The sequence below is a fragment of the Acidovorax soli genome (assembly GCF_900107605.1).
Lineage (GTDB): Bacteria > Pseudomonadota > Gammaproteobacteria > Burkholderiales > Burkholderiaceae_C > Acidovorax > Acidovorax soli.
Genome location: NZ_FNQJ01000002.1, coordinates 122,877 through 144,447 on the forward strand (window position 1 = coordinate 122,877; position 21,571 = coordinate 144,447).

A 21,571-nucleotide genomic window follows, 5' to 3' on the forward strand; every position below is an offset into this window, starting at 1 on the left:
GATGCCATGGCTCGATTCCCGTTGCAGAAGGCCGCTTCGCGGCGCAGTGCGTCCTGGTGCAAGCTCGCCCTCACCCTGCTGACCCTGGTGTTCGGCGCAAGCTTCGGCGCCGCGCAGGCCAAGCCAGTCAAAACGGCTTATGAGTACTACGCCGAGGGCAACCCCGATGTGGTGCCCACGGTCAGCCAGTCACAACCCCACCCGTCGTATGTACTGATGGGCGGTGGGCCCGATGTGGACGATGCCTTTCGGTGGATGATCCAGCGCGCCGGGGTGGCGCCGGGCACTGGTGGCCGCCTTGTGGTGATCCGTGCCTCGGGCGATGACGGCTACAACCCTTACATCTACTACAGCGGCCGCAAGTCGGCCATGGACTCCGTGGTCCGGGACGGCTGGGTTGGCGGGGCTTCGCTGGGCCTGAGTTCGGTCGAAACGCTGGTGATTCCCAGCACCGCGGCGGCCAACGACCCTTTTGTCAACACCGTGCTGGCCCGGGCCAATGCAGTGTGGATTGCCGGCGGTGACCAGGCCAACTACATCCGCTACTGGAAAGGCCAGGCGCTGGAGGCGACCTTGAACGGCCTGATGCAAAAGAACGTGCCCATTGGTGGCACCAGTGCGGGACTGGCCGTGCTGGGCGGGTTTGACTTTGCCGCGCTCAATGGCACCGTCACCTCCACGCAAGCGCTGAGCAACCCTTACAACAGCTACGTGACGCTGGACCCCAACCCCTTGAGCACGGTGGGCGGCTTCATCGCACCGCCGGCGCTGGCCAATACCATCACCGATTCGCACCTGGATTCACGCGATCGCATGGGCCGCCTGGTCACCTTTGTCTCCCGGCTGATCGGCACGTACCCCGGTGCGGGCCTGCAAGAATTTGGCTGCCCTGGCGGCGTGCTGGGCAACAACACAGCCCGGGGCATCGGCATTGGCGTGGAAGCCGCCCTGCTGGTGCAGCGCAACCCTGACCTCACCTACAGCGGCAGTCGGGTGACCAATATCTCCACCACCACGGAAAGCGCGGTGTACTTCATCAACGTAACGCTGGGGCCGACCGTGTGCGCTGCGGGCAAGCCCCTGGAAGTGCCCACGTCATCGGTGGTGATTCGCAAACTCGCCAATTCCGCTGCGTCAATCAACCTGACCGACTGGTCGGGCTTCCCCATCTACCAGTCGGTGGGCGTGATGAACGGCACATTGCTGCCGGCCAACCCCTACTGATGCACCATGGCGATCAGGTGTTCTTGCTGATCGAGATCGTTGGGAACTTGCTGGAGAAGTCTTTCGCCTGCCGGGCGATCTTCACCGCCACATCGCGCGCCACCTTCTTGTAGATCCTGGCCACGTCGCCATCGGGATCGGCCACCACCGTGGGCTTGCCACTGTCGGCCTGCAGGCGGATGCTCATGTCGAGCGGCAGCGCGCCCAGGTAATCCATGCCGTACTCGGCCGCCATCTTCTTGCCGCCGTCGGCGCCAAAGATGTGCTCGACCTGGCCGCAGTTGCTGCACACATGCACGGCCATGTTCTCGACGATGCCCAGGATGGGCACACCCACCTTCTCGAACATCTTGATGCCCTTCTTGGCATCGAGCAGCGCGATGTCCTGCGGCGTGGTCACGATCACGGCGCCTGTCATGGGCACGCGCTGGGAGAGCGTGAGCTGGATGTCGCCGGTGCCGGGGGGCATGTCGATGATGAGGTAGTCGAGGTCTTTCCAGTTGGTCTGCCGCAGCAGCTGCTCCAGCGCCTGCGTGGCCATGGGGCCGCGCCAGATCATGGCCTCATCCTGGTCCACCAGGAAGCCGATGGACATGACCTGCACGCCGTAGTTCTCCAGCGGTTCCATGGTCTTGCCATCGTCGCTTTCGGGGCGGCGGTTGATGCCCAGCATCATGGGCTGGCTGGGGCCGTAGATGTCGGCGTCGAGCACGCCCACGCTGGCGCCCTCGGCGGCCAGGGCCAGGGCCAGGTTGGCGGCCGTGGTGCTCTTGCCCACGCCGCCCTTGCCCGAAGCCACGGCAATGATGTTCTTGACCTGCGGCAGCAGCTGCACACCGCGCTGCACCGCATGGGCCACCACTTTGGTGGTGATGTTGACCGACACGTTTTCGACCCCGGCCACGCCCTTGGCGGCGGCCACCAGGCTGCGGCGCAACTCGGGCACCAGGCTCTTGGCGGGGTAACCCAGCTCCACATCAAAGGCCACATCGCCGCCAGTGATCTGCACATTGCGCAGGGCGCGGGTGCTGACGAAATCCTGGGCTGTGTGGGGGTCCAGCACGCTGGAAAGTGCGGCCAAGAGGCCCTGTTCGGTGACTGCCATTCAATAAACTCCAGAAGAGGCCGGTAGTCTATCCAAGCGCTGTTCCCCCGTTGTCTGAAGGACAATGCGCACGCCCCACCGCAGGCGACATCCCGTGAAACCGAATGAAAAGGACCTCCGTGAAATTCAAGATGGCCGAGAAATCCCTGTTTGCCATGCTGCTGCGCTCGCCGTGGTGGGTCAGCTTCGTGGTGGTGGGCGTCATCGTCCTGGCGGCAGGTGCGCTGCTGCCCAGGGAGTATTTCGTGGTGGGTGCGCTGGCCGGATTTCCCATCTTCGTGGTGGGCTGCATTGCCGCCTGGAAGCAGCTGCGCGCACCCAGCCCCGCCCACCTGTCCGGAATGCTCGACACAGCGGCCCGCATGCCCTGGCGTGACTTTGCCAGTGCGCTCGTGGCCGCCTGGACGCGCGCGGGCTACACCGTGGAGCGCCTGCCGGGCAACGGTGCTGCCGATTTCTGCCTGGCGAAGAACGGCAGCACCACGCTGGCCAGCGCCCGCCGCTGGAAAGCCGTCACCCATGGCGTGGAGCCGCTGCGCGAACTGCGCGCCGCCATGGACCAGCGCGGCGCTCCCACGGGCCTGTATGTGCTGGCACAGGGCGGCCTGAGCGACAACGCCCGGCTGTATGCGCGCGACAACGGCATCACCATCGTGCAGGACGCCGCCCTGGCCGCGCTGCTGCTCGCCAAGGCCTGATCCAGCGCCCCGCACAAGCCGGCCCGCCGCACCATGCCGACCGCCACCCCATCGCCCCGCACAGGCCTGCTCCTCACCGGGGGCGGCGCCCGGGCCGCTTACCAGATGGGCGTGCTCGAAGCCATTGCCGACCTGCGCCACGCCTGCGGCGCCAGCCGCCAGCCCAATCCGTTTCCCATCATCACGGGCACCTCGGCGGGGGCCATCAACGCCGCCGCACTGGCCTGCGGCGCCGACGATTTCGACCGCACCGTGCGCCGCATCGCCCGCGTGTGGCGCCAGTTCCACGCTGGCCAGGTATACGGCGCGGATCCGTTCAGCGTGATGCGCAGCGGTGCCCGCTGGCTCACCCTGGTGTCGCTGGGCTGGGCGCTGGCCCGCTGGCGCCGCCTGCGCCCGCGCTCGCTGCTGGACAATGCACCGCTCGAAAAACTGCTGGGCAAGATGGTGCCGCTCATGCGCCTGCCCCGGCTGATGCACAAAGGCCACCTCACGGCACTGGCGGTCACGGCATCGAGCTACAGCTCGGGCGAGCATGTCACTTTTTTCGAGGTGGCCGACGGTGAACAGCCCTGGGTGCGCTCGCAGCGCAAGGCGGTGCGCGCCCGCATCACGCACGAGCACCTGCTGGCGTCTTCGGCCATTCCCTTCGTCTTTCCGGCCAAGGGGCTCGCCATCGATGGCCACACCGAATACTTTGGCGACGGCTCCATGCGCCAGTCGGCCCCCATCGCCGCAGCGATCCACCTGGGGGCCGAGCGCGTGCTGGTCATCGGCGCGGGCCGCATGCACGAGCCCCAAGGCGACAGCGCCGCCACGCCCTCGCCCGGGTACCCATCGCTGGCGCAGATTGCCGGGCATGCGCTGTCCAACATCTTTCTGGATGCGCTGTCGGTCGATGTGGAGCGGGTCAAACGCATCAACCAGACGCTGTCGCTCATCTCCGAGGACAAACGCTCCCACAGTGCGCTGCGGCCCATCGAGCTGCTGGTGATCGCCCCCTCGCAGCGGCTCGACGCCATAGCGGCCCGCCATGTGGGCGACCTGCCCGGCCCCGTGCGCGCCATGCTGGGCGCCCTGGGCGTGACATCGAACATGGCCGATGTGCGCGGCGCGGCGCTGGCCAGCTACCTGCTGTTCGAACGGGGCTACACCCAGGAACTGATGGCCCTGGGCCGCAAGGACACCCTGGCCCGGCGGGCCGAGGTGTGCCACTTCTTTGGCTGGAAGGACACGGGCGCCGAACTGCGCACCCGGCCATACACCTGACGCCGGGTCTGCACCCCCACCGCAGAGCGCCTAAAATTGCGGGTTCCGCCCGAGAAAGCCGCTTCCATGACGTCCTCCGCACGCAAACTCTTCGTCACCACCGCCCTGCCTTATGCCAACGGCAACTTCCACATCGGCCACATCATGGAATACATCCAGGCCGACATCTGGGTGCGCACGCAGCGGCTGCTGGGCAACGCGGTCAACTTCGTCGGCGCCGACGACACCCACGGCGCGCCCATCATGATCGCCGCCGAGAAGGCCGGCAAGTCGCCGCAGCAATTCGTGGCCGACATCGCCGCCGGGCGCCAGCAGTACCTGGACGGTTTTCACATCGAATTCGACAACTGGCACAGCACGGACGCACCCGAAAACCACCAGCTCGCGCAAGACATCTACCGCGACCTCAAGTCCAACGGCCTGATCGAGACGCGCACCATCGAGCAGTTCTTCGACCCCGAGAAGAACATGTTCCTGCCCGACCGCTTCATCAAGGGCGAATGCCCCAAGTGCCACGCCAAGGACCAGTACGGCGACAACTGCGAGGTCTGCGGCGCCGTGTATGCGCCCACCGATCTGATCAACCCCTACTCGGCACTGTCGGGCGCCAAGCCGGTGCTCAAAAGCTCGGAGCATTTCTTCTTCAAGCTATCCGACCCGCGCTGCGTGGCCTTTCTGGAAGACTGGACGCAAAACGGCCGCCTGCAACCCGAAGTGGCCAACAAGGTGCGCGAATGGTTCACCGTGCGCACCAACCCCGACGGCACGACCAGCGAGGGCCTGGGCGACTGGGACATCTCGCGCGATGCGCCCTACTTCGGCATCGAGATCCCCGATGCACCGGGCAAATACTTCTACGTATGGCTCGACGCCCCCATCGGCTATCTGGCCTCGCTGAAGAACCTGCTCGATAAGCGCGGCCAGGACTACGAGGCCTACATGGCCGACCCGGCGCTGGAGCAGTACCACTTCATCGGCAAGGACATCGTCACCTTCCACACCCTGTTCTGGCCCGCCACGCTGAAGTTCAGCGGCCGCAAGGTGCCCGACTCGGTGTTCGTGCACGGATTCCTCACGGTGAACAACGGCGAGAAGATGAGCAAAAGCCGCGGCACCGGCCTGGACCCGCTCAAGTACCTGGGCCTGGGCATGAACGCCGAATGGCTACGCTACTACCTGGCCACCAAGCTGAGCAGCCGCAACGAAGACATCGACTTCAACGCCGACGACTTCATGGCCCGCGTCAACAGCGACCTGATCGGCAAGTACATCAACATCGCCAGCCGGGCGGCCGGCTTCATCGCCAAGCGCTTTGGCGGCCAGCTCGGCGAAGTGTCGGCCGACGGCGATGCGCTGCTGGACCACCTGCGCACCTTGGCCCCGTCCATCATCGAGCTGCTGGCCGAGCGCGAATACGGCAAGGCCCTGCGCGAGACCATGCTGCTGACCGATCGCGTCAATGCCTACGTGGACCAGAACAAGCCCTGGGAGCTGGCCAAGCAGGACGGCATGGAAGGCCGCCTGCAGGACGTGTGCACCACCTGCATCGAGGCCTTCCGCCTGCTCACCATCCTGCTCAAGCCCGTGCTGCCCGCGCTGGCCGCGCAGGTCGAGGCCTTCCTCAAGGTGCCGCCCTTCTCCTTTGCCGACGCCACCACCATGCTGGGCAAGGGCCATGCGATCGGCGAGTACAAGCACCTGATGCAGCGCGTGGATGCCAAGCAGCTGGAAGCATTGTTTGAGCCTCCAGCACAGGCAACGATTGAAACCGCAGCCCCCGGCGGCGAGGAGCTGGCCCCCACCATCACCATCGACGATTTCACGAAGATCGACCTGCGCATTGCGCTGATCGTGAACTGCGAGGCCGTGGAGGGCTCGACCAAGCTGCTGCGCCTGACGCTGGACGTGGGCGAAGGCACTGACCCGCAGGGCAATCCCGTCACGCGCAATGTCTTCAGCGGCATTGCCAGCGCCTACCAGCCCGCCGACCTGATCGGCAAGCACACCGTGATGGTGGCCAACCTGGCGCCGCGCAAGATGAAGTTTGGCGTGTCGGAAGGCATGGTGCTGGCCGCCAGCCATGGCGACGAAAAGGCCAACCCCGGCATCTACGTGCTCAATCCCTGGCCCGGCGCCACGCCCGGCATGCGCGTGCGCTGAAAGCGGCCCGTCTTATGCGCAGTCTGGCCTGTACCCTGGTGGGCACCTTGCTGCTGCCGCAGTTGCTGACCGGCTGCACAGTGGTGGCGGTAACCACCACGGCCGTCAGCGTCACGGCCACCGCCGTGGGCTTGGCAGCGGATGCGGCCGTGGGCACGGCCAAGGTGGTGGGCAAGGGCGTGGGAATGGCCGTCGATGCCATGTCCAGTGACGAGGCAGCGGCAGACAACAGCGGCATCCAGATCAGGGAATCCATCCACCCGGCGCCCGGAGCGCAATCCGCACCACCCGCGCTGCCGGGCCCACAGCCCCCGTCAAATCCACCCCCGCTCACTCCCCCGTATAGCGCCCCGGCCGGTGGCTGATCCACAAAAAACCGCTCATCACCAGCACCGCCAGCACCGAATACGCCACCCGCTCCACCGGTACGACGAACAGCGCCAGCAGCACCACGGTGCCGTCGATCATCATCTGCACCTTGCCGGCGCGCATGCCGTAGCGGCTTTGCAGGTACAGCGACACCACCGTGGCCCCACCCAGGCTGGAGCGGTGGCGCGCCAGAAACAGGCAGCCCGTACCCAGCAGCAGCCCGCCCAGCAACGATGCAAACAGTGGGTTCAGGTAGTCCACATGCATCACATGCGGAAACAGCTCGGCCAGCAGCGACAGCAGGGCCACGCAGACAAAAGTCTTGATCGTGAATTCGCGCCCCATGCGCGTCCAGGCGAACCAGTAAAACGGCAGGTTCACCACAAAGAATAGTTTGCCGAACGAGATGCCCGTGACGTAGTGCAGCAAGAACGCCACCCCCGCCGTGCCGCCCACCAGCAGGCCTGCCTGGTTGAACAGCATGAGCGCCATGGCCACGAACAGCGTGCCGGCAAACAGTGCCTGCACGTCTTCGAACGTGCCGTGGCGCAGGGAGGAAGGCGAAGGGGAGTTGTCAGGCATGGAAGAGTTCACGAGAGAAGTGCAAGCAAGCAACGCGCCAGGCCATGGAGCGGCTGACCGCGGCGCTGGCAAAGCCCGCCATGGCATCTTGGAAAAAATGCCTGTATCGCTTATGCAAAGATCGTATTATGCTATTAATTAAATAGCATCAACAAAAAACACGCGCCAGCAGGGTACGACCGCAGCGGTTGTGCTTTGTTACCGGCTCACTACACTGGGCCACCGGCTTTTGCCTTCGCTGGCCACCCGCGCCCTGTCCATCCATGCGTTTCTCGCCCGCCTTTCGCCCCCGCCTGCTCGATGCCCTGCGCGGTTACAGCCGCAGCCGCTGGCTGGCCGACCTGGGTGCGGGCGTTACCGTGGGCATCGTGGCACTGCCGCTGGCCATGGCGTTTGCGATCGCCAGCGGGCTCAAGCCCGAAGCCGGGCTGTGGACGGCCATCATTGGCGGCTTTCTGATTGCGCTGCTGGGCGGCACCAACGTGCAGATCGGCGGGCCGGCTGGTGCCTTCATCGTCATCGTCTATGGCATCGTCGAGCGTTACGGCGTGGCCAACCTGCTGATCTCCACGGCCTGCGCGGGCGTGCTGCTGTTCCTGCTCGGGATGTTCAAGATGGGCAGCCTGGTGCGCTTCGTGCCGGTGAGCATCGTCATCGGCTTCACCAACGGCATCGCGGTGCTGATTGCGCTGTCGCAGCTCAAGGACTGGCTGGGACTGGCCATCGACAAGATGCCCGGCAACTTCTTCTCGCAGGTGCACACACTGGCCCTGCACATGGGCAGCATCAACCCCTACGCGCTGGCGCTGGGCGCTGCCTGCCTGAGCGGGCTGTTTGTGTGGCCGCGCCTGTTCGCGCACGGCTCACCGGTGCTGCGCGTGGCCGAGGGCCACACCGTGCGCCGCTTTGCCCGCATTCCGGCGCCCGTGGTGGCGCTGGTCACGCTCACGGCGCTGGCGCGCTGGCTGGAGATGCCGGTGGAGACCATCGGCAGCCGGTTCGGTGGCATTCCGCAGCAGCCGCCGGCCTTTGCGCTGCCCGATTTTTCGTGGGAGACGGTGCGCCTGCTGGTCACGCCCACCGTCACCATTGCGCTGCTGGGCGCCATCGAATCGCTGCTGTGCGCGCGCGTGGCCGACCAGGTGGCCACTGACCCGCACTACCGCAAGCACGACCCCAATCAGGAACTCATGGCCCAGGGCGTGGCCAATTTCGTGGTGCCGTTCTTCGGCGGCATGCCGGCCACCGGCACCATTGCCCGCACCGTCACCAACCTGCGGGCGGGCGCCAGCAGCCCCATTGCCGGCATGGTGCATGCAGCCACGCTGGCGGTGATCGTGCTGGTGGCTGCGCCGCTGGCGCTGCATATTCCGCTGGCGGTGCTGGCCGGCATCCTGCTGCATGTAGCGTGGAACATGGGCGAATGGCACGAGTTTGTGCGCCTGCGGCATTTCAGCAACCACTACCGCTTGCTGATGCTGGGCACGTTTTTCCTCACTGTGGTGTTCGACCTCACGGTGGCCGTGGAGGTGGGGCTGGGGCTGGCCTGCGTGCTGTTTGTGCGGCGCATGAGCGCGCTGTTCCGCGCCGAACCCGAGTCCGCGTCCACCCCCGGTACCGATGGCCTCGCACTGGAGGCTGGCCCCCGCCCCCGCATGGCCTGGCGCCTGCACGGCGCGCTGTTCTTTGGCGCAGCGGCCAAGATCGACCCCATCGTGCAGGCCATCGAAGCCGGCCCCGACAACCCCGAAGTGCTGCTGGACGCACGCAACCTGTTCGCGCTCGACACCACCGGCCTCGAAGGCCTGGAACAGATCCTCAAGGCCGTGGGCCAGCGCGGCGGCGTGCTGAGCGTGCTGGATGCGCAGGAGCAGCCGCGCTCGCTGATGGAGCGATCGGGCTTCAGCGCCCGGCTGGCCGAGCAGAATGCGGCGCAGGCGGCCGGCACCGATGCCCACCACAAGGACCGGGAGGAGACACCCCATGCAGGCACGGCACCATGATGTGGTGATCGTCGGCGGCGGGCTGGCCGGCATCGTCACCGCACTGGAGTGCCTGCGTGCCGGCCAGTCGGTCGCCCTGATCGACCGCGACACGCCCGAGCGCCTGGGTGGCCTGGCCCTGTGGGCCTTTGGCGGCATGGCGCTGGTGGGCACGCCACTGCAGGCGCGCATGAAGATCCCCGACACGCCCGAACGCGCGCTGGCCGACTGGCTGCGCTTTGGCGAACTGGGCACCGAAGAGGTGTTCCCCCGCCAGTGGGCCGCGCATTACGTGCAGCATTCGCGCACCGAGGTCTATGACTGGCTGCTGGCCAAGGGCCTGAAGTTCATGCCCGCCGTGAACTGGGTGGAGCGCGGCATGCACGGCGACGGCAACAGCGTGCCGCGCTACCACATCGTCTGGGGCACGTCGCGCGAGCTCACCCGCCGCATGATTGCCGCGATGCAAGCGGCGGGCGAATCGGGCAAAGGGCGGCTCACCTTGCTGCACCGCCACCGCGCCACCGCGCTCGACCTGCAGCAGGGCCGGCCCACCGGCGTGCTGGCGGTGAACGAGGACACCGGCGCCGAGCGGCTGCTCCAGGCCCCCGTGGTGGTGCTGGCCATGGGCGGCATCAACGGCGGCCACGCGCAGACCCGCGCCAACTGGCCCAAGGACCGCCCCCTGCCCGCCACGATGCTCAACGGCGCCCACCCGTTCGCTGACGGCCAGATGCACCACTGGGTGGCAGACAGCCTGGGTGCGCGCATCACCCATGCGGGCGAGATGTGGAACTACGCCGCCGGCTTTCCGCACCCCTTCCCGCATTTCGAGGGGCATGGCCTGTCCGCCATTCCGTGCAAATCGGCGCTGTGGCTCGACCACAGCGGCCGGCGCATCGGCCCCGAGCCGCTGGTGACGGGCTTTGACACCCACTGGCTGTGCCAGCGCGTGGCGCAGCAAGAGAAACCCTGGACCTGGCACCTGCTGAACTGGCGCATCGCGGCCAAGGAGTTCGCCATCTCGGGCGCCGAGCACAACCAGCGCATCCGCGACATGCAGTTCCCCCAGTTCCTCAAGGAAACGCTGCGGGGCAACCACCGGCTGGTGAAACAGATGGCCGCCGAGAGCCGGCACTTCCTGGTGGACGACACGCTGGCCGGCCTGGCCGCCAAGATGAACGCGCTGACCGGCACCCAGGACGTGCAGCCCGGCGTGCTGCAGGCCACGGCCGACGCCTTCGACGCCAACTTTTCCAGGGGCGCCAGGCTGCACAACGACGACCAGATCCGCCGCATCCTGCACGCGCGCCAGTGGGGGCCGGACAAGCTGCGTACCTGCGCGCCCGCGCCGCTGCAAAAACCCGGCGCGGGGCCCTACATCGCCGTGCAGATGCAGCTCATCACGCGCAAGAGCCTGGGGGGCCTGCAGACCGATCTGCTCAGCCGCGTGCTGGATGGTTCCGGCCAGCCCATCGACGGCCTGTACGGCGTGGGCGAGGCCGCGGGCTTTGGCGGCGGTGGCGCCAGTGGCAAGCGCTCGCTCGACGGCACTTTTTTGCCCGGCTGCATCCTCACCGGCCGCGCCGCCGCGCGTTCCATCACCACGGGCCACGGCCTCTGCTGACCCAACCCCAGGAGACTTCCATGCCCAACGGCGCCCAAGCCCTGATGAAGACCCTGGCCGATGCCGGCGTCGAGGTCTGCTTCACCAACCCCGGCACCAGCGAAATGCACTTCGTCGCCGCCCTCGACAGCGAACCGCGCATGCGCGCCGTGCTGGCCCTGTTCGAGGGCGTGGCCACGGGCGCGGCCGACGGCTACGCGCGCATGGCCGGCAAGCCCGCCGCCACGCTCCTGCACCTGGGCTGTGGCCTGGGCAACGGCCTGGCCAACCTGCACAACGCGCGCAAGGGCAAGGTGCCGGTGGTCAACATCGTGGGCGACCATGCCAGCTACCACGTGCCCTACGACGCGCAGCTGCAGTCCGACATCGAGACCGTGGCGCGCAATGTCTCGCCCGGCTTCGTGCGCACATCGCAGAGTACGGCGCAGCTCTGCCAGGACGCCGTGGACGCCGTCGCCGCCGCGCGTGGCCTGCCCGGCCAGGTGGCCACGCTGATCCTGCCCGCAGACGTGTCGTGGGGCGAGGGTGGCGTGCCCTGCGCGCCCCCGCCGCCGCCGCGCCCCGCAGCGGCAGACGACGCCACGGTGCAGGCCATCGCCCAGACGCTGCGCGCGGGCCCCAAGGCCGCGCTGCTGCTGGGCGGCCAGGCACTGCGTGCGCCCGGCCTGCTGGCGGCCGCGCGCATCGCCGCGCACAGCGGCGTGAAGGTGTTCGCCGAGGTGTTTCCGACCCGGCTGGAGCGCGGCGCGGGCCTGCCCCCCGTGGAGCGCATCGCCTACCTGGCCGAGCTGGCCGGGGTGCAGCTCGCCGGTATCGAGCACCTGGTGCTGGTGGACGCCAAGGCACCGGTGTCCTTCTTCGCCTACCCGGGCAAAAAGAGCGACCTCGTGCCCGACAGCTGCACCGTGCACACGCTCTCCACCCCGGCGCAGGATGCGGCCGCCAGCCTGGGCCAGCTGGTCGATGCGCTGGGCGCCGCACAGGCCCCACCCGCGCTGCAGACCGCCAGCCGCCCGGGCCGCCCGCGCGGCAAGCTCACCGCCGAGAAGGTGTGCAAGGCCGTGGGCCACATGTTGCCCGAGAACGCCATCGTCATCGACGAGGCCATCACCTCGGGGCTGATGCTCGCCCCCTTCACCGCCGGCGCGCCGCGCCACGACCTCATCACGCTCACGGGCGGCGCCATCGGCCAGGGCCTGCCGGGCGCCGTCGGCGCGGCCATCGCCTGCCCCGATCGCCAGGTGCTGGCACTGATTGGCGATGGCAGCGCGATGTACACCGTCCAGGCGTTGTGGACCATGGCGCGCGAGCAGCTCAAGGTCGTTTCCATCATCTTCAACAACGCCTCCTACTCGGTGCTCAACGTGGAGCTGGAGCGCGTGGGCGCCGAGGAAGTGGGCGCCAAGGCCAGATCCCAGCTGGACCTGGCCGGACCGGTGCTGAACTTCGCCCAGCTCGCCCAGGGCATGGGCGTGCACAGCGTGCGCACCACCACGGCCGAGGAGTTTGTGCGGGCGCTGGAGCAGGCCCTGGCCACGCCGGGGCCGCACCTGATCGAGGCCATGGTGCCGCAGTCGCTCAGCGGCCTCAAGCGCAGGCTGCTGCCGTGGCTGCTGCGCTCGCTGCCGAGCTTGCCGCCGGCGGTGGCGCGGGCGCTGAAACGGAAGATTGCGCCTTGACGGTTTTTGGGCTCTGGCGCTTTGTGGGATTGCGGTAGCGGCTATTGTTTTTGTAGTTTATGGCTTGCTTGGCTTGCTTGGGCTGAGGGCAGAGGCCGGGTCTCGCCCCGGCGGGCGAGGTACTTTTCTTTGCTTCGCCAAAGAAACGTACCCAAAAGAAAGGCGACCCACAGTCTGCGACCCCTTCGGGGCAGACCTGCGGCGGGGCGGTTGTGGGGTGCGCCGTGGAACTCGCTACGCGCTGGCGCGCTGCGCTCGGACAGCCACGGCGAGTCAGTGGACGAAGCATGCGCGCACTAGCGCGCATGCCACCCCGCAACCGCCCCGCCGCAGGCGCAGCCAGATGAGGTGGAACGGCCCAACAGCCGAACATCCATTCGGGCCATCGCGTTGCTCGGCCCCATCTCGCGGGCGTAAGCGCCACGCGCTGCACAGGCTGGGCCGAGCGCAGCGATGGCCCGAATGGATGTTTCGCTTTCCCTTCCCTTCTGGCTGCGCCTGCGGCGCGCAGGGGATGGTGGATCAGGGCTCGCGATTGTCTGAGCGCCGCAGGCGCGAGTTCGAGCGAGACCCCGCCAGCACCGAGCACCGCAGGCTGCCCGAAGCGCAGCGCAGGGTCGCAGACAGCAGGGTCGCCTTTTCTTTGCTTACTTTCTTTTGGCGAAGCAAAGAAAAGTAAGTCGGCCGCCGGGCCGAGACCCGGCCTCCGCCTTCAACCCAAGCAAATCATCAACTATAAAAACAATAGCTACCAGCGCCCACTAAATAAGCGCAAAAACCCAAAAAACTCAACTCCCCCCCTTGTTCTCCGGCGCATCCATATCCGGCCCCACCATCGTGCGCAGCACCGTGCTGCCATCCTTGGTCACCACCGTAAACACCTTGGGAATATTGGGCGGCTCGGCAAAGCGCCAGTCGTGGTGGGTTTCACCGCTCAACCGGTACGGCGTGACCTTGGCCGGCTTGCCTAGGCTGCGGCGCACCAGCGCCATGTCCATGCCGGGGGTGATGCGGGCAAAGTTCTCTGGCGTGAGCACCTGGCGCACGGCCACCAGCCGGCCGTCGGCGCCCACGGTGATCATGTAATTGATCTGGCCGGCGGGCTGGCGGTTGTATTCGAGGGTGCGTGCGCCATCGGCCTCGTCCCAGATGGTTTCGGGTGCGCCGAAGCGGTCGCGCACGTCGGCCTCGGTGGAAACACCGGGCTGCAACTCACTGATGCGCTGGGCATCGCATCCGGCAAGGGCCACCAGGCCGAGGGCTGCCGCCGCAACGGCCAGGGCACTGAAATGAAAGGACATGAAAGGCTCCCGGTAAAATCAAGGAAGAGAGGTTATCAGTTCATGTCCATTTTCCGCCGCCCCGACTACCAGTCCGAAGCCACCCAGTTCATCAACCAGCTCAAGGTGCAAAAGCCCGAGCTCGATGCGCAGCAAAGCGCCGGCCGTGCCCTGCTGTGGGACAAGCAGGTGGACCGCAAGATCTGGGGCGAGTACCGCGAAGCCCAGGTGGCGCAAAAGCCCTACGTCTACCAGACCAACGCGGATTGAGCATCACAATGGCTTTCAACGCTTTACCATCAAGCGTTAAAAGCTATTGATTGCATAGCAATTCATGCACAGCGCCAGCCCCGCAGAAGCCACTGCCGTCGCACCGGGCGCCATGCCCGACGTGGTGGACCAGGTGGCGCTGGCCCGCCTGTATGGCGAGCCGCTGTTTGCGCTGCCGCAAGACCTGTACATCCCGCCCGACGCGCTTGAAGTCTTCCTCGAAGCCTTTGAAGGCCCGCTCGATCTGCTGCTGTACCTGATCCGCAAGCAGAACTTCAACATCCTCGACATTCCCATGGCCGGCCTCACCCGCCAGTACCTGGTGTATGTGGACGAGATCCGCAGCCGCAATCTGGAGCTGGCCGCCGAATACCTGCTGATGGCGGCCATGCTCATCGAGATCAAGTCGCGCATGCTGCTGCCACCCAAGAAGCAGGAGGGCGGTGAAGAGGCTGAAGACCCGCGCGCCGAGCTGGTGCGCCGCCTGCTTGAATACGAACAGATGAAGACGGCGGCCATGCGCCTGGCGCAACTGCCGCAATACGGACGTGACTTTGTGAAGGCGCAGGTGTACATCGAGCAAAGCATGCAACCGCGCTTTCCGGATGTGCATGTGGTGGATTTGCAGGAAGCCTGGCACGACATCCTCAAACGCGCCCGGCTGGTGCAGCACCACAAGATCACCCGCGAAGAGCTGAGCGTGCGCGAGTACATGAGCATGGTGCTCAGAACCCTGCAGGGGCGCCGCTTTGTCGAGTTTGAAGAACTGTTCGAGCCCGCCAGCGGCAGCACCGTGCTGGTGGTGACCTTCATCGCCTTGCTGGAGCTGGCCAAGGAGACCCTGATCGAGATCACCCAGGCCGAGGCCTTTGCCCCCATTTACGTCCGGCTGGCCTATACACCGGCATGACCCCTCTGCGCCGCTCCGCGTCTTCCCCCCAGGGGGACGCCACCCGTGGCCTGGCAAAGCCAGTTCCACGGTGGCACTGGCGTAGTGCAGCGCCCATTGCGCAGCCCCCAGAAAACCACCATGCAGTCCCATGAATTCGACGTTCTCATCGTAGGCAGCGGCCTCGCCGGTCTTTCGGCGGCCCTGCACCTGGCGCCCACGCACCGCGTGGCCGTCATCACCAAGCGCCAGCTGCAGGACGGCTCCAGCGCCTGGGCCCAGGGCGGCATTGCCGCCGTGCTGGCCGACGATGACAGCTTTGCCGCCCACATCGAAGACACGCTGGTGGCCGGCGCGGGCCTGTGCGACCTGGCCACCACGCGCTTCGTGGTGGAGAACGCGCCCGAATCCATTGCCTGGCTGCGCCGTCTGGGCGTGCCCTTCACGCTCGAAGGCGACCAGCTGCACCTGACCCGCGAGGGCGGCCACAGCGCGCGCCGCATCGCCCATGTGACCGACGCCACCGGTGCGGCGGTGCAGCGCACCCTCATCGACGTGGTGCGCGCCACGCCCGGCATCACCCTGTTCGAGCAGCACACGCTGGTGGACCTGATCACCACGCGCAAGCTCGGCCTGCCCGGCAACCGCTGCCTGGGCCTGTATGCGCTGGACAGTGGCACGGACGATGTCGTCACTTTCCGCGCACCACAGACCATCCTGGCCACGGGCGGCGCGGGCAAGGTGTACCTGTACACCACCAACCCCGACACCGCCACCGGCGACGGCATTGCCGCCGCCTGGCGCGCGGGCTGCCGCGTGGCCAACATGGAGTTCATCCAGTTCCACCCCACGGGGCTGTACCACCCGCACGAAAAGTCCTTCCTCATCAGCGAAGCCGTGCGTGGCGAGGGCGGCAGGCTGCTGCTGCCCCCCTCGGCGGGTGGCACGCGCTTCATGCTGGACCACGACCCGCGCGCCGAACTGGCCCCGCGCGACGTGGTGGCCCGAGCCATCGACTTCGAGATGAAAAAACACGGCCTCGATTGCGTGCACCTCGATATCTCGCACCAGAGCCCGGCGTTCCTGCAAGAGCACTTTCCCAACATCCTGGCCCACTGCGCATCGCTCGGCATCGACATCACCAAGGAGCCCATCCCCGTGGTGCCCACGGCGCACTTCACCTGCGGCGGCGTGCTGACCGACCTGGCCGGCCGCACCGACCTGCCCGGCCTGTACGCCGTGGGCGAGGTCGCCTGCACCGGCCTGCACGGCGCCAACCGCCTGGCCAGCAACTCGCTGCTGGAATGCATGGTGTTTGCCCGCGCCGCCGCCCATGCCATTGCCGCAGCCCCCACCGCCGCGCTGCCCGCCGTGCCCGCATGGGACGACAGCCGCGTGACCGACGCCGACGAGTCCGTCGTCATCTCCCACAACTGGGACGAGCTGCGCCGCTTCATGTGGGACTATGTGGGCATCGTGCGCACCAACAAGCGCCTGGAGCGCGCCGCCCACCGCATTGCCATGCTGCAGGGCGAGATCCAGGAGTTCTACGCGCACTTCCATGTCACGCGCGACCTGCTGGAGCTGCGCAACCTGGTGCAGGTGGCCGACCTGATCGTGAAAAGCGCCCAGCTGCGCCGCGAAAGCCGGGGCCTGCATTTCAGCCGCGATTACCCCGAGGTGGCCGCGCCAGCCGCGCCTACGCTCCTCGTACCACCGGTGCCCCGATGACTTACAGCGTCAAGGAAATCTTCTATACCCTGCAAGGCGAAGGCGGCCAGGCGGGCACGCCCGCCGTGTTCTGCCGCTTTGCAGGCTGCAACCTCTGGACGGGCCGCGAGCAGGACCGGGCGCAGGCCGTCTGCCAGTTCTGCGATACCGACTTTGTGGGCACCGATGGCACGCTGGGTGGCAAATTCGAGACGGCCACCGCACTGGCCGGGCTGATCGCCGCCCAATGGCCCGCAGGCGCGGGCCACCGCCTGGTCGTGCTGACGGGCGGCGAGCCCCTGCTGCAGGTGGACAGCGAACTCATCGACGCACTGCATGCGCAGCAATTCCGCATCGCGGTCGAAAGCAACGGCACCGTGGCTGCACCGAATGGCATCGACTGGCTGTGCATCAGTCCCAAGGCAGGCGCCCCCTGGGTGCAGCGCAGCGGGCAGGAGCTGAAACTCGTCTGGCCCCAGCCCGGCTTTGACCTGCAGGCGCTGGAGCAGGACACGCATTTCACCCACCGCTTTCTGCAGCCCATGGACGGCCTGCTGCAGCGCCAGAACACCGCCGCCTGCATTGACGCCTGCCTGGCCCACCCTGCATGGCGATTGAGCCTGCAGACCCACAAGCTCACCGGCATCCGGTGACGCGGTTTTCTTTTCTGGTTCCCGTATGTTGTTCACCATCTCCCAGCGCTTCTTTTTCGACGCCGCCCACACCCTGCGCCGCGAGATCGAGGCCGAAGGCAGCCGCCGCGTGCACGGCCACACCTACCATGCCGAAGTGTTCCTGACCGGAGCGCGCGACCCCGCCACGGGCATGGTGCTGGACCTGGGCCTGCTGCGGCAGGGCCTGGCCGTGGTGCGCGAGCAGCTCGACCACCACATGCTCGACGACGTGCCCGGCCTGGGCACGCCCACGCTCGAAAACCTGTGCGTCTTCATCGCCCAGGCGCTGCCCGCCGTCCTGCGCGCCAGCGTAAGCCGCGTGCGCGTGTGGCGCGAGGCGCTGGGCGACAGCTGCGTGCTGGACTTCTCCACGCACTGACGCACCAACCGCCGTCGCAGCAGCGCATCCGTCCCGCCAGGCCCCGTTCTTTTCGCTTTCACCGACTTCATTGCCAGGAAACCCCCATGTTCCGCACCTTGCTCAAATCCAAGATCCACCGCGCCACCACCACGCACTGCGAATTGCACTACGAAGGCTCGTGCGCCATCGACGAAGACCTGCTGGATGCCGCCAACCTCGTGGAAAACGAACAGGTCCACATCTGGAACATCAACAACGGCGAACGCTTCATCACCTACGCCATCAAGGGCCAGCGCGGCAGCGGCATGATCTCCGTCAACGGTTCGGCCGCGCGCCGCGCCGCCGTGGGCGACCTGCTCATCATTGCGGCGTTTGCCCAGGTGCCCGAAGACAAGGTGGCCACGCACGAACCGCAGCTCGTGTTCGTCGATGACCGCAACCGCCAGACCGCCCTGCGCCACGCCGTGCCCACGCAGGCGCTCTGACAACAATCTGAAAGAATCCCCTGGTTTGGCCCAGACCACGCAGAATGGCCCGCGCTCCGATCCTTCCTTGCCCTACCCCCAACCCGAGAACACGCCATGCCCCACCTGATCGTTGAATACTCGCAAAACCTCGCCGGCTTCCCCGAAGCGCAGGCCCTCACCGAACTGAACCAGGCCGTCACCAGCAGCCCCGAAGTGCTGGACGAGGCCGACCTCAAAAGCCGCTTCGTGCTGGTGGACAGCTTTGCCGTGGGCACCGCCCCCGCCAACCGCGCCTTTGTGCACGCCCAGTTGCGCCTGCTCTCTGGCCGCACGCCCGAGGCCAAGAAAGACCTGTCCGAGCGCGTGGCCGAGGTGCTGCGCCGCCTCACGCCCAAGCCGGCCGGCGTGATGGTGCAGCTCAGCGTGGAAATCGTGGACATGGACCGGGGCTCCTACGTCAAAGAGCGGCTGTAATTCCATTGCCAAACCATCCGTGTCGTTGTTGCTTCGCCTTGCCGTGCTACAGCACTGTCTGCGGCTTCGCGCCTAGACACGAATGGTTTGGCAACGGAATAAGCCACTTCACCACTATTTTTTGATCAGCCAAGGCTGCAGCGCTTATTGATAAAGCGCCTGCGGCTCTTTTTTTGATAGTGCACCAGCATCCCGCCAGCCGCCCGCGCTGCCCCGCCTGCCTGCGCCCGCACAGCGCCTGCATCTGCCGGTGGGTCACGCCCGTGGAGCACCGCACCGAGGTGCTGATCCTGCAGCACCCGCTGGAGGTGCACGAAGCCAAAGGCACGGCCCGGTTGCTGCACCTGAGCCTGCCGCACAGCCGCATGGAGACCGGCGAACAGTGGGACCCCGGCGTGCTGCAGCCGCTGCTGGCCGCGCCCTGGGGTGCACCGGACGCGTCAGCCCCCTCGCGCCGCACCCTGCTGCTCTACCCCGAGGCGCCCCAAGACGCCGCCCTCGGCCTGGCCACCCCACCGCCGCTGGACCCCGCCTGGCTGCCAAGGCCACAGCGGCTGCGCCTGGTGGTGCTCGACGGCACCTGGCGCAAAAGCCGCAAGATGCTGCACCGGAACCCCTTGCTGCAGCAGCTGCCGCGCCTGCCGCTGCAGACACTGCCCGCCTCGCGCTACCGCATCCGCACCGCACGCCAGCCGCACCAGCTCTCCACCCTGGAAGCCACCTGCGCAGCGCTGGCGCAACTGGAAGCCGACGCCGAACGGTTTGCGCCCTTGCTGGCCTCGTTCGATGGATTTGTAGCGCAGCAGGCGGCCTGGCAGGGCCGGTAGCTGCGGGCGACGAACGCATCTGATTGACCCGAATACTACAAAGACAAGCGCTATCAGCGCTTTACAGATAAGCGCCAGAGCCAGAAAACACGCGCCACATCAGGGCACCAGCTCGGCCGCCAGCCAGCCGCGCAGGCTGTTGATGAAAGCCCAGGCCTGCACGCACGGCACATCGGCCAGGCGCACCACGGCCTCGGTCAGCCGCCCCTCGCGCAGTGCCACGGCGCGGCCCACGCCGGGCAGCAGGCCACAGGCCAGCGGTGGCGTGACCCAACGGCCATCGATCAGCATGGCAATGCTGCCGAAGGTGCTTTCGGTGATCTCGCCCGCCTCGTTGTACAGCACGGTGTCGAACACACCGGGCGTGGTGGGCGCAAATGCCGCGTAGTGCGCACGGCGCGTGGTTTTGTAGCGCACGAATTCGCCCTGCGCCTCGGCCAGCGGATGCTGCGCCAGCTGCAGGCGCACGGGCTCGGGCGTGGGCTGCAGGGCAAAGGCCTCGGCGCGGGGCTGGCCACGCTCGCCCAACAGCAGGCGCACGCGCCATGCGCCGGCGGGGTGGCTGGCGGCCAGCGCATCTAGGCAGTGCTGCACGGCGGCGGCATCGAACGGGCGGTTGAAATGCTCGGCCGCACTTTGCAGGCGGGCCAGGTGATCGCCCAGATGGCGGAACCGGCCTGCTTGCAGCGCCAGGGTTTCGAGCAGGTCGAACGGCGCGCTGGCGCGCAGGGCAAAAGCGCGCTTGTGGCGCCATTCGGCCCATTCGGCATCGGCCGTGGCGCCCGAGGTGATGCCGCTGCCGATACCGCAGGTGGCGGTGGTGGTGCCGTCGGCCCCGGTGCGCAGCACCACGGTGCGGATCGGCACGTTGAAGGTGGCGGCCACGCCGTGGCAGCCATCCGCACCAGCCGCGCCCGCAGGCCGCACCACGCCAATGGCGCCGCAGTAGATGCCGCGCGGCGCGGCCTCCAGCGCCCGGATCATCTGCATGGCGCGTACCTTGGGCGCACCGGTGACCGAGCCGCAGGGGAACAGCGCGGCAAACACATCCCCCAAGGTGGTGCCGGGCCGGGTGCGCGCCTGCACATCCGACGTCATCTGCCACACGGTGGGCAGGGCCTCGGTGTGGAACAGCGCGGGCACGCGCACGCTGTGGGGCTGGGCGATGCGCGAGAGGTCGTTGCGCAGCAGGTCCACGATCATCACGTTCTCGGCGCGCTCCTTGGGCGAGGCGCGCAGGTGGGCGGCCTGGGCGGCGTCTTCTGCGGGTGTGGCGCCGCGCGCTGCCGTGCCCTTCATGGGGCGCGTGAGGATGTGGCCGCCACCGGGCGCGTCCTGCCAGTCAAAAAACAATTCGGGCGAGACCGACAGCACCTGCTCGCCGCCCGCGTCGATATGCGCCGCGTAGCCGCCGGGCTGGGCACGCTGCAGCGCCGCAAACAGTGCAGCGGGGCTGCCCTGGAAGGCACCGGTGAGCGGCGCGGTGTAGTTGACCTGGTAGAACTCACCCGCAGCAATGGCCTGCTGGATGCGGGCGATGGCGGCGTCAAAACCGGCGCGGTCGGGGGCACCGGTCCACGCGATGTGCGCGGCGGCAGCCTCCTCGGTCGCATCCTCGGCGGGCCAGGGCATGGGCGCGTCGTACACGGCAAACCAGGCCAGCGGGCCGTCGGCGGCTTGGGTTTGCAGGGCGGCGTCGAAGGCGGCGGCAGCCTCGTAGCGCACATGGCCCACGCACCATTGGCCGCGCTGCGCGGCGGCATGCACGGCATCGAGCACGCCACGCACTTCATGCAGGGCATGGGTCTGCAGCACCTGGCGCGGCGCGCCAAAGGCGTGGCGCAGGCGCGGCGCGCCGCGGTCATGCGGATGGGTGAAGTCGATGAGCGCAGTGGGAGTCAAATCGGCCTCCAGCGCTTACAGG

Annotated in this window: 20 protein-coding genes; 16 read left to right on the forward strand and 4 right to left on the reverse strand. The window is 67.3% G+C overall.

The genetic code is table 11. From position 1 onward, the window contains the following. The first annotated feature begins 6 nt into the window (after positions 1-6). The gene (locus tag BLW02_RS02305) at positions 7-1,224 is read left to right on the forward strand and encodes a cyanophycinase (RefSeq protein ID WP_139285322.1); all 1,218 of its coding nucleotides are present in this window, start codon (positions 7-9) and stop codon (positions 1,222-1,224) included. Positions 1,225-1,237: 13 nt separating this feature from the next. On the opposite strand, the gene apbC is transcribed toward BLW02_RS02305, so the two are convergent. Beyond that, a complete protein-coding gene (apbC, locus tag BLW02_RS02310; RefSeq protein ID WP_092696829.1) occupies positions 1,238-2,329 on the reverse strand; it encodes an iron-sulfur cluster carrier protein ApbC in 1,092 nt (363 codons plus the stop codon). A 104-nt stretch (positions 2,330-2,433) separates the two neighbouring features. Here apbC and BLW02_RS02315 point away from each other — a divergent pair, with 104 nt between their 5' ends. From BLW02_RS02315 to BLW02_RS02330, 4 genes are all read left to right on the forward strand, one after another. Continuing rightward, entirely contained in the window at positions 2,434-3,027 is a 594-nt protein-coding gene (locus BLW02_RS02315) for a restriction endonuclease (RefSeq protein WP_244273596.1), read from the forward strand. Positions 3,028-3,060: 33 nt separating this feature from the next. Further along, complete coding sequence (locus tag BLW02_RS02320; protein WP_092696830.1) at positions 3,061-4,296, forward strand: patatin-like phospholipase family protein; 1,236 nt, start codon at positions 3,061-3,063, stop codon at positions 4,294-4,296. A gap of 66 nt (positions 4,297-4,362) precedes the next feature. Next, entirely contained in the window at positions 4,363-6,456 is a 2,094-nt protein-coding gene (gene metG, locus BLW02_RS02325; protein WP_092696831.1) for a methionine--tRNA ligase, read from the forward strand. A 14-nt stretch (positions 6,457-6,470) separates the two neighbouring features. Further along, positions 6,471-6,821 carry a hypothetical protein gene (locus BLW02_RS02330; RefSeq protein WP_244273597.1) on the forward strand — a complete coding sequence of 117 codons (351 nt, stop codon included), beginning with the start codon at positions 6,471-6,473 and terminating at the stop codon, positions 6,819-6,821. Here the strand turns inward: BLW02_RS02330 and BLW02_RS02335 are convergent. Then, positions 6,787-7,407: a YitT family protein gene (locus BLW02_RS02335; protein WP_092696832.1), complete on the reverse strand. Its 621-nt coding sequence runs from the start codon at positions 7,405-7,407 to the stop codon at positions 6,787-6,789. The genes BLW02_RS02330 and BLW02_RS02335 overlap by 35 nt on opposite strands. Positions 7,408-7,670: 263 nt before the next feature. Here BLW02_RS02335 and BLW02_RS02340 point away from each other — a divergent pair, with 263 nt between their 5' ends. From BLW02_RS02340 to BLW02_RS02350, 3 genes are read left to right on the forward strand one after another with little or no spacing between them, the layout of a single operon-like run. Next, the gene (locus tag BLW02_RS02340) at positions 7,671-9,410 is read left to right on the forward strand and encodes a SulP family inorganic anion transporter (RefSeq protein WP_092696833.1); all 1,740 of its coding nucleotides are present in this window, start codon (positions 7,671-7,673) and stop codon (positions 9,408-9,410) included. Further along, positions 9,391-11,016, forward strand: coding sequence for an FAD-dependent oxidoreductase (locus tag BLW02_RS02345; RefSeq protein WP_092696834.1), 1,626 nt, complete (start codon positions 9,391-9,393; stop codon positions 11,014-11,016). Before BLW02_RS02340 ends, BLW02_RS02345 begins: the two co-directional genes overlap by 20 nt. Before the next feature lie 20 nt (positions 11,017-11,036). Beyond that, complete coding sequence (locus BLW02_RS02350) at positions 11,037-12,695, forward strand: acetolactate synthase large subunit (protein ID WP_092696835.1); 1,659 nt, start codon at positions 11,037-11,039, stop codon at positions 12,693-12,695. Positions 12,696-13,483: 788 nt separating this feature from the next. Here BLW02_RS02350 and BLW02_RS02365 read toward each other — a convergent pair. Beyond that, positions 13,484-13,996 carry an outer membrane protein assembly factor BamE gene (locus BLW02_RS02365; RefSeq protein WP_092696837.1) on the reverse strand — a complete coding sequence of 171 codons (513 nt, stop codon included), beginning with the start codon at positions 13,994-13,996 and terminating at the stop codon, positions 13,484-13,486. Between the two features lie 42 nt (positions 13,997-14,038). Between BLW02_RS02365 and BLW02_RS02370 the strand changes: the two genes are divergently transcribed. The 8 genes from BLW02_RS02370 to BLW02_RS02405 all read left to right on the forward strand — a co-directional run bounded on the left by BLW02_RS02370 (position 14,039) and on the right by BLW02_RS02405 (position 19,647). After that, complete coding sequence (locus BLW02_RS02370) at positions 14,039-14,245, forward strand: DUF3460 family protein (RefSeq protein ID WP_092696838.1); 207 nt, start codon at positions 14,039-14,041, stop codon at positions 14,243-14,245. A 64-nt stretch (positions 14,246-14,309) separates the two neighbouring features. Further along, a complete protein-coding gene (locus tag BLW02_RS02375; protein ID WP_092696839.1) occupies positions 14,310-15,155 on the forward strand; it encodes a segregation and condensation protein A in 846 nt (281 codons plus the stop codon). A 120-nt stretch (positions 15,156-15,275) separates the two neighbouring features. Beyond that, the gene (nadB, locus tag BLW02_RS02380) at positions 15,276-16,865 is read left to right on the forward strand and encodes an L-aspartate oxidase (protein ID WP_092696995.1); all 1,590 of its coding nucleotides are present in this window, start codon (positions 15,276-15,278) and stop codon (positions 16,863-16,865) included. Continuing rightward, positions 16,862-17,497, forward strand: a complete 636-nt coding sequence (gene queE / locus BLW02_RS02385) for a 7-carboxy-7-deazaguanine synthase (RefSeq protein WP_092696840.1) — start codon at positions 16,862-16,864, stop codon at positions 17,495-17,497. Before nadB ends, queE begins: the two co-directional genes overlap by 4 nt. Before the next feature lie 25 nt (positions 17,498-17,522). Continuing rightward, positions 17,523-17,897, forward strand: coding sequence for a 6-carboxytetrahydropterin synthase (locus tag BLW02_RS02390; protein WP_092696841.1), 375 nt, complete (start codon positions 17,523-17,525; stop codon positions 17,895-17,897). 86 nt (positions 17,898-17,983) lie between these two features. Further along, entirely contained in the window at positions 17,984-18,364 is a 381-nt protein-coding gene (gene panD / locus BLW02_RS02395; protein WP_026434697.1) for an aspartate 1-decarboxylase, read from the forward strand. A gap of 96 nt (positions 18,365-18,460) precedes the next feature. Then, positions 18,461-18,820, forward strand: coding sequence for a 5-carboxymethyl-2-hydroxymuconate Delta-isomerase (locus tag BLW02_RS02400; protein ID WP_092696842.1), 360 nt, complete (start codon positions 18,461-18,463; stop codon positions 18,818-18,820). Between the two features lie 176 nt (positions 18,821-18,996). Next, the gene (locus BLW02_RS02405) at positions 18,997-19,647 is read left to right on the forward strand and encodes a tRNA-uridine aminocarboxypropyltransferase (protein WP_425285639.1); all 651 of its coding nucleotides are present in this window, start codon (positions 18,997-18,999) and stop codon (positions 19,645-19,647) included. Between the two features lie 99 nt (positions 19,648-19,746). Here the strand turns inward: BLW02_RS02405 and pabB are convergent, their stop codons facing one another. Then, positions 19,747-21,549 carry an aminodeoxychorismate synthase component I gene (pabB, locus tag BLW02_RS02410; protein ID WP_092696844.1) on the reverse strand — a complete coding sequence of 601 codons (1,803 nt, stop codon included), beginning with the start codon at positions 21,547-21,549 and terminating at the stop codon, positions 19,747-19,749. Positions 21,550-21,571 lie beyond the last annotated feature (22 nt).

What these genes read in the sequence shown, in the direction of transcription:
- BLW02_RS02305 (WP_139285322.1), top strand. Translation starts at nt 7, where the DNA reads ATGGCTCGATTCCCGTTGCAGAAGGCCGCTTCGCGGCGCAGTGCGTCC.
- apbC (WP_092696829.1), bottom strand. Translation starts at nt 2,329, where the DNA reads ATGGCAGTCACCGAACAGGGCCTCTTGGCCGCACTTTCCAGCGTGCTG.
- BLW02_RS02315 (WP_244273596.1), top strand. Translation starts at nt 2,434, where the DNA reads ATGAAAAGGACCTCCGTGAAATTCAAGATGGCCGAGAAATCCCTGTTT.
- BLW02_RS02320 (WP_092696830.1), top strand. Translation starts at nt 3,061, where the DNA reads ATGCCGACCGCCACCCCATCGCCCCGCACAGGCCTGCTCCTCACCGGG.
- metG (WP_092696831.1), top strand. Translation starts at nt 4,363, where the DNA reads ATGACGTCCTCCGCACGCAAACTCTTCGTCACCACCGCCCTGCCTTAT.
- BLW02_RS02330 (WP_244273597.1), top strand. Translation starts at nt 6,471, where the DNA reads ATGCGCAGTCTGGCCTGTACCCTGGTGGGCACCTTGCTGCTGCCGCAG.
- BLW02_RS02335 (WP_092696832.1), bottom strand. Translation starts at nt 7,407, where the DNA reads ATGCCTGACAACTCCCCTTCGCCTTCCTCCCTGCGCCACGGCACGTTC.
- BLW02_RS02340 (WP_092696833.1), top strand. Translation starts at nt 7,671, where the DNA reads ATGCGTTTCTCGCCCGCCTTTCGCCCCCGCCTGCTCGATGCCCTGCGC.
- BLW02_RS02345 (WP_092696834.1), top strand. Translation starts at nt 9,391, where the DNA reads ATGCAGGCACGGCACCATGATGTGGTGATCGTCGGCGGCGGGCTGGCC.
- BLW02_RS02350 (WP_092696835.1), top strand. Translation starts at nt 11,037, where the DNA reads ATGCCCAACGGCGCCCAAGCCCTGATGAAGACCCTGGCCGATGCCGGC.
- BLW02_RS02365 (WP_092696837.1), bottom strand. Translation starts at nt 13,996, where the DNA reads ATGTCCTTTCATTTCAGTGCCCTGGCCGTTGCGGCGGCAGCCCTCGGC.
- BLW02_RS02370 (WP_092696838.1), top strand. Translation starts at nt 14,039, where the DNA reads ATGTCCATTTTCCGCCGCCCCGACTACCAGTCCGAAGCCACCCAGTTC.
- BLW02_RS02375 (WP_092696839.1), top strand. Translation starts at nt 14,310, where the DNA reads ATGCACAGCGCCAGCCCCGCAGAAGCCACTGCCGTCGCACCGGGCGCC.
- nadB (WP_092696995.1), top strand. Translation starts at nt 15,276, where the DNA reads ATGCAGTCCCATGAATTCGACGTTCTCATCGTAGGCAGCGGCCTCGCC.
- queE (WP_092696840.1), top strand. Translation starts at nt 16,862, where the DNA reads ATGACTTACAGCGTCAAGGAAATCTTCTATACCCTGCAAGGCGAAGGC.
- BLW02_RS02390 (WP_092696841.1), top strand. Translation starts at nt 17,523, where the DNA reads ATGTTGTTCACCATCTCCCAGCGCTTCTTTTTCGACGCCGCCCACACC.
- panD (WP_026434697.1), top strand. Translation starts at nt 17,984, where the DNA reads ATGTTCCGCACCTTGCTCAAATCCAAGATCCACCGCGCCACCACCACG.
- BLW02_RS02400 (WP_092696842.1), top strand. Translation starts at nt 18,461, where the DNA reads ATGCCCCACCTGATCGTTGAATACTCGCAAAACCTCGCCGGCTTCCCC.